The organism is Stenotrophomonas sp. PvP093, from assembly GCF_017876915.1.
GTDB classification, from domain to species: domain Bacteria; phylum Pseudomonadota; class Gammaproteobacteria; order Xanthomonadales; family Xanthomonadaceae; genus Stenotrophomonas; species Stenotrophomonas muris.
The window spans coordinates 2,013,065-2,024,884 of the sequence record NZ_JAGIOX010000004.1 but is presented as its reverse complement, the minus strand read 5'-3'; the positions used below and the strand labels follow the sequence as shown (position 1 = coordinate 2,024,884).

The window sequence follows — 11,820 nt, the reverse complement described above, 5'->3', positions numbered from 1 at the left end:
CTCAAGCGGCTCTGAACAGCGAATGGCCGCGCTGAACATTGACTGGTAGTGCCGGCCGCTGGCCGGCATCACACCCAGTCCGACCACGCATGCGGATACTCGCCAATCTGCCCAGCAAGACCGGCGCGTACCGGATTCCCCAGGATGTACAGCGCTTGCCGCGCCATCGACTCCTCGGCCCTCACGGCATGATCGAAGTAGCCGGGCTGCCACACCGTACTTCGACGGCCCGCCAGGCGATTCAGGGCAAGCGCGCTCGACGATTTCATCCGGCGTGCGATGTCTGGAAGGTCAGCTGCGCGCAGCTCGAACATCCAGTGGACGTGATCCGGCATGACGACCCATGCGTGTGACCGTACGAGCCCGCGCTGCTCGATGTAATCGAACTGGTCGATCACACATGCTGCTGCAGCTTTGCTTTCAAGGAGCCGGCGGCGCTGATGCGTGGTAGTTGTCAGAACGTAGACCTGGCCGATGATCGAGTGACGGCCCAGGCGGAGGCGATGGCTGCTCATGCGCCATGGTGGGTCGATCATTGCGCGTTGGCTGTCGGGCCATGGCTCGACGGGGGTTGGGAGATGTCTGAAGGTGAATGAGGTTGCCGGCCAGCGGCCGGCACTACCGGGGGCCGTAGGTTGCCGGCCAGCGGCCGGCACGACCACAGCCGGCAGGCGGCCGTCGGGGCTCAGCCGCGCAGGGTGGCGCCGCCGTCGACGTACAGGTCGCTCATGGCCACGTGCCCGGCCTGATCGGAGAGCAGGAACATCACCGAGTGCGCGATGTCCTCCGGGGTGGCGAGTTTGCGCAATGGAATGCCGGCCTTGTAGGTCTCCAGGTTGCCGGCGATCACCCGCTCGGCACCGTGCTCGTCCTGCCACATGCCGGTCTGCATCGGGGTCAACGTCGATCCCGGGGCGACGATGTTGCAGCGGATGCCCAACGGCGCCAGCTCTAGCCCGAGGCAGCGGGTGAACATGGTGGCGGCGGCCTTGGATGCCGCATAGGCGGCCATCCCGTGTCGCGGCACACCGGCCGCATTCGAGCTGACGGTAACCATCGCGCCCTGCCCGCGCGGCGACATCACCCGCGCCAGAGCACGCCCGACATGGAACACGCCGTCGGTGTTCACCGCGAACACCCGGCGCCAGTCGTCATCGCCGGTCTCGGTCACGCCGCCCACATGCAGCACACCGGCCACGCTGGCGGCCAGCATGATCGGTCCGATGCTGGACTCGACCCGATCCACCAAGGCGTCGACGGCCTCACTGTCGGTCACGTCAAGAGCAAACGCCTGCACACGTGCATCCGCGAACATGGGTGCCTCACGATCGGTCGCCACCACGGTGCAACCGGCCGCGGCCAGCAACCGTACCAGTGCCTCGCCGATGCCGCCGGCAGCGCCGGTCACCAGCGCCACGCGGCCTTCAATGCCGGTCAACTGCATGTTGCGATCTCCTGTTGCTCGTCCCAGTGACGCAACCGCGCCGACAACCACGGTGCCAGCTGCGCCACCGCATCGCGGCCGGTCAGTTCGGCGTGCAGGAACGGCAGTTCCAGTGCCTGCACCTTGCTCGCGTGGCTCCGCCACAACGCCGACTGCAGCTGTGGCCGCGCCTGGTGATCCCGGCCAGCGCGGACGTGCACCAGCGTGCCCTCGAACGGCCGGTGGATATGTTCACGGATCAGCCGATTGGTACCGGTCACCGCGCGCACCACGCCGTCAAGCACCACATCCGGCAGGCTGCCCAGTGCACTCCCGCCGCGACGCAGGAACGCGAGTATGCGTTCCCGGCTGTCCAGTTCCGGATGCGCATCCGGATCATGGCCGGCAATCGCCAGTAGTGCCCGCAGTGCGGCGACGGCGTCCGGTTCAGGCTCGGCCCGCCAGCACTCGCTGGGATAGGCGTCCAGCAGCACCAGCTCTCCAACGTCGCGGCCGATCTCATGCAGCCGCACCGCCATCGCCTGGGCCAGGATGCCGCCCACCGACCAGCCCAGCAGATGCACCGGCCCCTTCGGCTGCAGTGCGACCACGCGCTGTACGTAGTCGTTGGCCATCGCCTCGATGCTGCTCGGCAGTGGCAGCCGCGCGTCCAGTGCCGGCGACTGCAGGCCATACACCGGGCGGGCTGGTTGCAGTGCCCGGGCCAGGGTGCGGTAGTTCCAGGCGATGCCACCGGCCGGGTGCAGCACGAACAGCGGCGTGGGCCCGGCAGCGTCGGTTGCGGCCAGCGCGATCACCGGCCCCAGCGCGTGATCGGCCAGCGCGGGTGGCGCGGCAATACGAACCGCCAGCGCGGCCACGGTGGGCTGGGCAAACAAGGCGCCCAAACCCAGATCGCAGCGCCAGCGCTGCTCGATCGCCAGCAGCAGGTGCACCGCCGACAGCGAGTCACCGCCGAGACTGAAGAAGTCCGCATCCACCGCCACCGGCGCCTCACGCCCAAGCGCCTGTGCGAACAGCAACGCCAGCTCCTGTTCCAACGGCGTGCGCGGCGCCAAGCCGGCAACTTCACGTTGCGGTGGCTTCGGCAACGCATTGCGGTCGAGCTTGCCGTTGGCGGTCACCGGCCAGCGGTCCACACCAACGATGGCCGAGGGCACCATGTAGTCAGGCACACGCGTGGCGAGGTGGCTGCGCAGCATTACGGCATCGGCAAGCGCGGTCGGCACATAGGCCACCAGACGCGCTTCGCCGGGAGCATCCTGGCGTAGCAGCACTTCCACCCGTTCCATGCCCGGCAGTTCGCGCAAAGCCGCCTCGATCTCGCCCAGTTCGATGCGCAGGCCGCGCAGTTTCACCTGATGGTCGCTGCGGCCCAGGTACTCCACCGCACCATCGCGGCGCCAGCGCGCCACGTCGCCGGTGCGGTAGATGCGCTCGCCCGCCAGGAAAGGATCGGCAAGGAAGCGTTCGGCGGTCAGATCGTCGCGACCGAGATAGCCGCGTGCCAGCTGCACGCCGCCCAGGTACAGGTCACCGGTCACGCCGACCGGCACCGGTTGCATCCGGGCGTCCAGCACGTACAGGCGGGTGTTCCAGACCGGGAAGCCGATCGGCACCGGCCGCGAGCGATCCTGCGCTGACGCCGGCCAATAGCTGACGTCCACTGCGGCCTCGGTCGGGCCATACAGGTTGTGCAGTTCTGCGTGCACGCGCGCATGGAAGCGGTCGCGCAACGCAGCGTCCAGCGCCTCGCCGCTGGTGAATACGCGGCGCAGCTGCAAACCTTCGGAGGCCGGCGCAGCGAGGAAGGCGTCGAGCATCGACGGCACGAAATGCGCCGTGGTGATGCCATCGCCCCGGATCAAGCGCGCCAGTTCAGTGGGATCGCGATGCGCATCGGGCCTGGCAACCACCAGCGTTGCCCCGCACAGCAGCGGCAGGAAGAATTCCCAGACCGAGACATCGAAGGTGGCCGGGGTCTTCTGCAGCACGCGGTCATCGGCGCCGATGCCGTAGTGCTCGCGCATCCACAGCAGGCGATTGACGATCGCGCGGTGTTCGACGACCACGCCCTTGGGCTCGCCGGTCGAACCGGAGGTATAGATCACATAGGCGGCATCGCTGGGCGCAGGATCCGCCCATGGCGCCGCAAAACTCAGCGCGGTCCACTGCTCCGGCGCGAGCACCGGCACACCGGCCATGCGCACCGATACGTCTGGCGCAGCCAGTACGCACACCGGCTGCGCCGACGCAAGAATACGTGCCAACCGCTCGTCAGGATGGGCAAGGTCCAGCGGAAGATAGGCCGCGCCTGCGCGCAGCACCGCGACCAGTGCGAGCACCAGTTCCAGCGAGCGCGGCAATGCCACCGCGACTACGCTGCCCGGGCCGACGCCCATCCCGCGCAGTTGTGCGGCAAGCGCGAAACTGCGCACTTCCAGCGTTGCATAGTCGAGCGTAGTGTCGCCGAACACCAGCGCCGGCGCGTGCGGATCCCGATCCATGCCCTGCTGCAGCAGTTCAACCAGGGTAGTCTCGGGAAGCGCGTGCGCGGTGGCATTGAAACCGTGCAGCACCTGCTGCGCCTCCTCAAGCGTCGCCAAAGGCACGGCTGCAATATCGTCAGCCTGCAATGCTGCCGACACGAAATGCAGCAACCGCGCTGCATGCGCATCGACATCCTCGCGACTGTACAGCGCGGGATTGGCCTCGATCTCCAGATCGAGAAGGTGCTGGCCATCGCCACGGAAGCCCAGTGTCAGATCATCCACCGGCCCGGTGCACAGCACCTCCAGCGTCGCCTGCACGCCGGCCAGCGCCAGCGGCTTGTAGAACGGCTGCACATTCACCAGCGGACCGTGCAGGCGCTGCTGCGCGCCGACCAGCCCCAGGTCGCGGCGCAGCTGCTCACTGCGGTAACGGCCGTGCTTGCGACCCTGGCTGAGCTGCCGGCCCAGGCCGCGGGTGAAGGCCTCGACGCTGCCCTCGCCGGCCGCTACGCGCAGCGGCAACACGTTCATCGCCATCGCCGGCACCCGCGCCGACGCGTTGCCGAGCCGGCCCATGTAGGGCACGCCCAGCACCACTTCATCGGCGGCGCTCATCCGCCGCAGGTACTCGGCCGCCAGCGCGGCCAGCACATCCGGCCAGGGCTGCAGCCAACGTGCCGAGGCCTGCAGCAGCTGCTCACGGAAGGCCGCATCGAGCGGCTGCACCCAGCGCAGCGCATCGTCGCTGGCCGCCACGGTACCCGCCAGGCCCACGCCCGCCGGCGCCCCCTGCAACTGCTCGCGCCACCAGCGCCCGGCCTGCGCACGACGCGGGTCGGCACGATAGGCGGCGTCATCCGCCAGCACGCCCGCCAGCCCTGGCAGCGGTTCAGCCATGCGACCGGCATGCAACGCGCACACGCGATCGGTGAACAGCGCCATGCCGTAGCCATCGGCGGCCAGATGATGCACGCGCAGGTACCAGACCCAGCGCTGCCCGCCCAGGTCAAACAACACCTGCTGACTGATCCGGTCACGGGTGGGATCGACCGGGCTCAGACGGTCGGTGTGCATCAGGTTGCGTGCCGCAGCGGCGGGATCCGCCGCGGTGGAAACATCGCGCACCGAAAGCAGCGGCACGTGTGCCGGGTCATGCCACTGCAGCGGCTGGCCATCGGCCCCTTCGGCAAAGCGCAACGCGAAGGCCTGGGCCTCGCCTGCAGCCTGGTCTGCCGCTGCAATGAACGCGGCCACGTCCAACGGGCCGTCGATCCACACCGCATGTGCGGTGTTGAACGACGGGTTGTCCGGTGCCAGCCGCTGTGCAAACCACAGTCCGGCCTGGGCCTCGGTCAATGCCACCGGTGTGGCCAGCGCAGCGGCGTTCATGCGTTCTGCGCGGCCTGCAGTTGCTGCACCACAGCCCACCACTGGCGCAGCGTGGTGTGCTCGGCCAACTGCGAGAACTCCAGCGGCAGGCCGGTGTTGCCCCAGGCCAGGACCAGGCCGAGCATGCGCATCGAGTCCAGGTCCAGGTCGATCAGGTTGTCGTCGTCACCGATCTCGGCCGGGGCACATTCCAGCACGCGCGCCACGTCGGCACGCATCCGCTCCAGATCCAGCACCTCACCCGTGGCGGCCATCACAGCACCTCCAGCAACTGGTCGGTGGTCATCGGTACGCCACAGGTGCGGGCAATCCAGTGCAGGGCCTGATCGTGGTCGGCACGCGAGAAATCCGCTACCGCATCGGCCGCGATGAACGCCTCGATGTCGCGCTGGAAGGCTTCGACCACGGTGGCCGTGCAGCCTATATGCGCATACACGCCAGTGACCAGCAGCTGGTCGCGTCCACGCACCCGCATCAGCGTCTCCAGGTTGCTGCGCTGGAACGCGCTGTAGCGGTGCTTCACCAGCACGTGCTCGCCCGGCTGCGGTGCCAGTGCTTCGATGATCGGTTCGTGATCGGCGCTGCGGCGCATGCCCGGCCCCCACAGGTCGGCCTGCAGGCCACGGTCACGGCGGTCCTGGTCGCCATGCTGGGCGGTGTAGAACACCGGAATGCCGTGCGCGCGGCAATGCGCCAGCAGCCGTGCGATGTTGTCCACTGCCGGCCGCAGCGGTGCGTTGCCGGCGTCGAATGCGGCCAGGAAATAGCGCTGCATGTCGTGCACCAGCAGCGCGACACGATCGCGCTGGGGGCGCCACGGGCCGCGCGCCTGCGGCAGTTCGGCGGCAGTCGGCAAGGGGTAATCGGTGATACGGGGCAGCGCCATCAGCGCGTTCCTCCTGTCTGTTGCAGATGACGCGCACGCAGCTGCGCGCGCAGTTCGCGGCGGCTGATCTTGCCGACCGCGGTGGTATCGAAACTGTCGACGAACACGACCTGGTCGGGCACCTTGAACGCCGCCAGGCCGCGCCCGCGCATCCAGGCCTTCAGTGCCGGGGCCTTGATCGGCTCACCCTGCTGGATCACGAACGCGCAGCTGCGCTCCCCGAGATACTCGTCAGGAATGGAGACCACGGCGGCGTCGAACACGCCGGGGTGGGCCAGAAGGTGATCTTCGATCTCCTCGGCGGAGATTTTCTCGCCCGCCCGGTTGATGTGGTCACCGGCACGGCCCTGCACCACCAGGTAGCCTCCGGGCAGCTGCTGCACGCGGTCGCCGGTGCGGTAGAAGCCGTCGTCGGTGAACGAACGCGCATTGGCCACCGCATCGTTGTGGTAGCCACGGATGGTGTACGGGCCGCGGGTCAGCAGATGCCCTACCTCGCCTTCCGGCACCGGCTGGTCATGGTCATCGACCACGCGCACCTCGTCGTCCGGGCTGATCGGCCGGCCCTGGCAGGCTACGATCAGTTCTTCCGGATCATCCAGCCGTGTGTAGTTCACCAGGCCTTCGGCCATGCCGAACACCTGCTGCAGCGTGCAGCCAAGACCGTCAATCACCCGCCGTGCGGCTTCCGGCACCAGTTTGGCCCCGCCTACCTGCAGTACCTGCAGGCTGGACAGGTCGTGCTTGCTGGTGGCGGCGGCCTGTGCCCACAACAGCGCCAGCGGCGGCACCAGCCCACAGCAGGTCACTTGCTCGCGCGCGATCAGCGGGAAGGCCGCGTCCGGCCCCGGACCGGGGCTGAGCACCACGCGGGCACCGGCATACAGCGCGCCGAAGAAACCGGGCGAGCTCATGGGGAAGTTGTGCGCGGCCGGCAGCGCGACCAGGTACACGCTGTCGCGGTCGATGCCGCAGAGGTCATTGCTGGCACGGAACGAGTAGATGTAGTCGTCGTGGGTGCGTGGAATCAGCTTGGACAGCCCGGTGCTGCCGCCGGAGATCTGCAGGAACGCCACCGACTGCGGGTCCGGGTCGGCCGGCAGCTGGTTGCGGTCTCCCTGCAGCGCCTCGAGCGCGGTGAACTCTGCTGCATCGCCATCGATGACCACGTGGCGCAGCGCCGGCACCTCGGCCTGCAGCGCCCGCGCCAGCCCGCGATGATCAAAGCCATCGTGCAGGTCGGCAGTGATGTAGGCACTGGCTTCGGCCTTGTTGGCGAAGTGCACCAGCTCGGTGATGCGGTGCGCCGGCAGCGCGTACACCGGCACCAGGCCGGCGCGGAACAGCCCGCATACGGTGGCGATGAACCCGGCGGTGTTGCCCAGCTGTACCAGCACCCGCTCACCGGGTTGCAGGCCGAGTGCCAGCAGTCCGGCACCGATGCGACCGGCCTCGTGCCACAGCTGCGCGTAGCTCAGGCGCACATCGCCAGCGACCACGGCGATGTCATCAGCGTAGCGTTCCGCACGCTCACGCAGGAACGCCGGGAAGGTCTCGCCGCGCCAGTAGCCCGCCTCGCGATAGCGCGCCACCAGCGCATCGGGCCAAGCCTGCTGCAGTGGCAGGCGGGAAGAAACAGTGGGCGTGTTCATGCAGCAGGCTCGATGACGGGCGCGGCGTCGTGGACGCCCAACGCGTTCAACAGGGCGGCAAACTTCGCCGCGGTTTCGGCGACCTCGGCCTCGGGCTGCGACTGGGCAACGATGCCGGCGCCGGCGTACAGGCGCAGCTGCGTGCCCTGCAGGCGTGCGCAGCGGATCGCCACATACCAGTCACCATCCCCTTGCGCATCCAGCCAGCCGACCGCACCGGCATAGAAGCCACGCGGCACCGGCTCAAGCTCGCGGATACGCTGCAGTGCCGCCAGCCGGGGTGTACCGCAGACCGCCGGCGTTGGATGCAACTGCGCCAGCAGCTCGGCCGCCGATGTCTGCGGATCCTTCAGGGTGGCGTGGATGCGGGTGCCGAGATGCCACATGCTGGCGGTGGCATGCAGCACCGGGCGCGGCTGCGCATCGATGTGGCTGCAGTACGGCGCCAGGCCCTCGATGATGGCCTCGACCACGTGGCGGTGCTCGTCATGGTCCTTGTTCGAAGCCAGCAGCGCCTGCGCGGCGCGCTCGTCCTCGGCGGCATCGGCACTGCGGCGCGCGGACCCGGCCAGCGGGTGCGACAACAGCTCGGCGCCACGCTTGCGCAGCAGCAGCTCCGGTGTTGCGCCGACCAGCCAGGCCGGTGCGTGCCCCGGTTCAACCGGAAGCGGCACCGCATAGGTCGCCACCGAGGGATCCGCGCCCAACCGCGCCAGCAGCACCTCTGGAGACAGCGCATGGCGGCTGTGCGCCAGCAGGCTGCGCGCCAGCACCACCTTGTGCAGGTCCTGGTCGGGCGCGCGCAGCGCCTTCACTGCCTCGGCAACCGCGGCTGCATAGTCCTGCGCTGCGGGCTCCGCCTGCAGCGGGCCCTGCAGCGCCGGCGCCGCCCGTGGTTGCAATGGCAGGGCCGGCAGCAGGCGCTCAGGCTGGTACAACGCGTCGTCGGCACGCGGTTCGAATGGCACCGCACCGACCAGCAGGCCCGGACCGCCACGCTGCTGGGCGAAGAAGGCCGCAACGCGCTCCGCCAGGGTTGCCAGCGCGCCACCCGGCAGCGCGAGGCGGCAACCGCGTGCGTGCACATGCTGGCCGGCATGCTGCAGCAGGAACAGCGACGCGTCGTCAGTGCTCTCCAGCGGCGCGGGCGCAGCCTCCGGCCACGCGCCCTGCATCAGGGAATCGTTCATGGGGTCTCCTTCATCCGATGCGCTGCAGCCAGCGCGCACAGCAACAGCAGCAGCGCGCCGACCAGCAGATATGGCAGGCTGGGCCCGCCGCGATACAACAGCGTGCCGAGCATCGGCCCGGCCACCATGCCCAGCCCCTGCGCGGCAGCGACCGTGCCCGCTGCGGCACCCTGCTCGTGCGCTTCCACCGCGTCGGCGGCCAGCGCCTGGAACGAGGGGAATACGAAGCCCATGCCGAACGCGGCCAGCGCGTATGCCGCCGGCAACTGCCAGCCCTGCTGCACGCCCGCCACCGAAGCAAAGCCAATGCCGGAAATCAGCGCGCCGAGGATGATCCAGCGGCGCGGATGCACCTCCAGCTTCATCACCAGCGCCTGCGCCAGGATCAGGCCGATGCCGACCGCGGTCAGCGCGATGCCGGCCATGCGTGCACCAGCGGCAGCATCCAGGCCCAGGCGATCAATCGCGAAAAAGCCCACCGTCACCTGCGCGATGGTCACCGAGACCATGGCGATGAGCGCCGCCAGCTGCGGCAGGCGCAGGCGCGGGTCGAGGCGGCTCATCGGCGCGCGGCGCTGTGCGGACGCGCCAACCACCGGCGGTGTAGCCGGCAGCCGCCAGGCCAGCAATGCCAGTGCCAGCAGCGGCAGCAACGCGGCCACGTACAGCGCCAGCGAAAGGTTGGTATAGGCAAGCCAGCCGGCAGCGGCCGGCCCGAGCACCATGCCCAGCGCATTGGCGCTGCCCAGTCGGGCGAGGAATTTCGCACGTTGGCCGGTCGGTGCCTTGTCGGCGATGAGCGCGGCTGCGGTGGGCGGCACCGCCGCGTAGAACAGGCCGATCAGGCCTCGCGCACCGACCAGCACCAGCACCGATACCAGTACCGGCGGCACCGCCTGCAGGGCAACGTCGATGAACACCGCCAGCGCGATGTAGACCACGATGTAGGCGCTCATCGCCAGCATCAGCACGCGCTTGCGGCCGATGCGGTCGCTGAGCTGGCCCCAGGGGCGCGCGGCCAGCATCCACAACATGCCCGCGGCGGTGACCGACAGTCCGGCATGCCACTCGGACAGCCCGAGCATGCGGACCACCGGACCGATCACGGCGACGAAGGACATCATCGCCATGGTGCCGATCAGGGCGGCCACTACCAGCGCCGGCAAGCCGGGAACGACGGGACGTGCGTGCATGGAACACCAGCCGTAACAGGAAGGGATCGCCGGGCGCACCTGCGCCCCGCCCGGCGCCGGCCCTGCTCAGGACCGGACGCCGTCCTCAAATGATAACGGCTCGTATTTGCATTTGATACCCATTCTCTTAAACGGGCACGCAACAGCGACTTCAGCGCACCGCGCGCAGGCCCAACAGGCCACGGCGCTTGAACCACCATTCCAATGGCAGCGTCACCAGCGGCGGGATGGCTGCCAGTAGCGCCAGCGCACTGGCCCACCACGGCCAGCGCAGGCGCAGCGCCGCGAACAGCGTCACCGCCACATAGAGCAGGAACGCCACGCCGTGCAGGGGTCCGAACAGCTTCACCAGCGCCACGTTGGCCATGGGGCCGTACTTCATCCACATGCCGATGAGCAGGCCGGCCCAGGTCACGGCCTCGATGAAAGCGACCGCGGCGAACAGGCGTCCGCTCGGGTGCATGGGGGAACGTTGGGTCACACGGGGCTCCGGCAGCGGGGTATCAAATGCGAATGATACGCAGATGCACACTGCATGTAGAGCCGAGCCGTGCTCGACTGCTGGAGCGTGTCCACCAAGGTGGACACCTACCGGGGCATATTCGGCAGAACCTGCTCCCCGATCTCACGCAACACCGCGTCCATCGGCCGCCCGTTGTCGACCAGATTGAACATCACGTGCGCCACGCCCTGCCCATGCACGCGCAGCAGATAGTCACGCAGGCCATCGCGGCCGACCTTCAGGCCCAGCGGCAGCGGCTCGGCTGGCGCCTGCGGATCTGCCTGCAGATCCAGAAGCATCGACTGCACGAATGGCTTGCCCGGCCCACCGCGCTGCACCAGCGCCTGCTGCCACAGGCCGATGCGCCCCTCCTGCGCGGCCTCCTCACGATGATAGGTGGCCCAGCCTTCGGCCTCGCGCGCGATCCACTGCAGGCTCTGCCGCGCGGTACCCACCACCAGCATCGGGATGCGGGTTGCCGGCGCCGGCAGCACGTCGAAGCCACCCGTGGCCTGCAGTACGGCGGTCCGCGCATCGGCCTCCGGTGACAACGCCGCGCGCAGCAACGTCCAGCGCTCACGGAAGGTCGTCGCCCTGCCCTCCAGATCCTCGCCGAAGGCGGCGAATTCTTCCGGGCGGTCACCCGAACCCAGGCCCAGCACGAACCGCCCTGCACTGATCCGGTCCAGGCTCAAGGCCGACTTCGCCACCTGCAACGGCTGGCGCAACGGCAACACGATGGCGGCGGTACCGACCGCGATGCGCGTGGTCGCGGCGGCCAGCATGCCCAGCCACAGGAAGGGGTCGTCCAGCGCGCTCACCGTCGCGTCCGGACCCTGCGGCACCATCAACGGTACATCGCGCGCCCACAACGCGGCGAAACCAAGATCGTCGGCCAGCCGCGCAATGCGCCGCGCCGCGCCCGGATCGGCCAGCCCATGCGCCGCAACGGGCGTCATCAGGCCCAGGCTCAGTCCCTGTTGCGGAAACAACGAAGCGTAGGCGGGATTGAATTCACTCATGGGACCAGCTTAGCGTGCAGGCAACCGGCGACGATGACACGCCACACGCC

The 11,820-nt window shown here is 68.9% G+C and carries 10 protein-coding genes; all 10 read right to left on the bottom strand.

Translation table 11 applies throughout. The annotated features are described in order from the left end of the window. Positions 1 to 68: 68 nt before the first annotated feature. Positions 69 to 515 carry a transposase gene (locus tag J3A72_RS11855; RefSeq protein ID WP_041863544.1) on the bottom strand — a complete coding sequence of 149 codons (447 nt, stop codon included), beginning with the start codon at positions 513 to 515 and terminating at the stop codon, positions 69 to 71. 170 nt (positions 516 to 685) lie between these two features. Continuing rightward, positions 686 to 1,444 (bottom strand): 2,3-dihydro-2,3-dihydroxybenzoate dehydrogenase, encoded by a 759-nt coding sequence (locus J3A72_RS11850; RefSeq protein WP_075077149.1) that lies wholly within the window; start codon positions 1,442 to 1,444, stop codon positions 686 to 688. After that, entirely contained in the window at positions 1,435 to 5,325 is a 3,891-nt protein-coding gene (locus J3A72_RS11845) for an enterobactin synthase subunit F (RefSeq protein WP_075077148.1), read from the bottom strand. The genes J3A72_RS11850 and J3A72_RS11845 overlap by 10 nt, the downstream gene beginning before the upstream one ends. Continuing rightward, a complete protein-coding gene (locus J3A72_RS11840; RefSeq protein ID WP_075077147.1) occupies positions 5,322 to 5,579 on the bottom strand; it encodes a phosphopantetheine-binding protein in 258 nt (85 codons plus the stop codon). The genes J3A72_RS11845 and J3A72_RS11840 overlap by 4 nt, the downstream gene beginning before the upstream one ends. Further along, complete coding sequence (locus J3A72_RS11835) at positions 5,579 to 6,211, bottom strand: isochorismatase family protein (protein WP_032962508.1); 633 nt, start codon at positions 6,209 to 6,211, stop codon at positions 5,579 to 5,581. The genes J3A72_RS11840 and J3A72_RS11835 overlap by 1 nt, the downstream gene beginning before the upstream one ends. Then, the gene (locus J3A72_RS11830) at positions 6,211 to 7,863 is read right to left on the bottom strand and encodes an AMP-binding protein (RefSeq protein ID WP_014647420.1); all 1,653 of its coding nucleotides are present in this window, start codon (positions 7,861 to 7,863) and stop codon (positions 6,211 to 6,213) included. The genes J3A72_RS11835 and J3A72_RS11830 overlap by 1 nt, the downstream gene beginning before the upstream one ends. Then, positions 7,860 to 9,053: an isochorismate synthase gene (locus J3A72_RS11825; protein WP_014647421.1), complete on the bottom strand. Its 1,194-nt coding sequence runs from the start codon at positions 9,051 to 9,053 to the stop codon at positions 7,860 to 7,862. Before J3A72_RS11825 ends, J3A72_RS11830 begins: the two co-directional genes overlap by 4 nt. Beyond that, a complete protein-coding gene (locus tag J3A72_RS11820; protein WP_075077146.1) occupies positions 9,050 to 10,246 on the bottom strand; it encodes an MFS transporter in 1,197 nt (398 codons plus the stop codon). The genes J3A72_RS11825 and J3A72_RS11820 overlap by 4 nt, the downstream gene beginning before the upstream one ends. 151 nt (positions 10,247 to 10,397) lie before the next feature. Beyond that, a complete protein-coding gene (locus J3A72_RS11815; protein WP_041863547.1) occupies positions 10,398 to 10,709 on the bottom strand; it encodes a DUF3817 domain-containing protein in 312 nt (103 codons plus the stop codon). A gap of 125 nt (positions 10,710 to 10,834) precedes the next feature. After that, a complete protein-coding gene (locus J3A72_RS11810) occupies positions 10,835 to 11,770 on the bottom strand; it encodes a TIGR03571 family LLM class oxidoreductase (protein WP_075077145.1) in 936 nt (311 codons plus the stop codon). Positions 11,771 to 11,820: the final 50 nt, after the last annotated feature.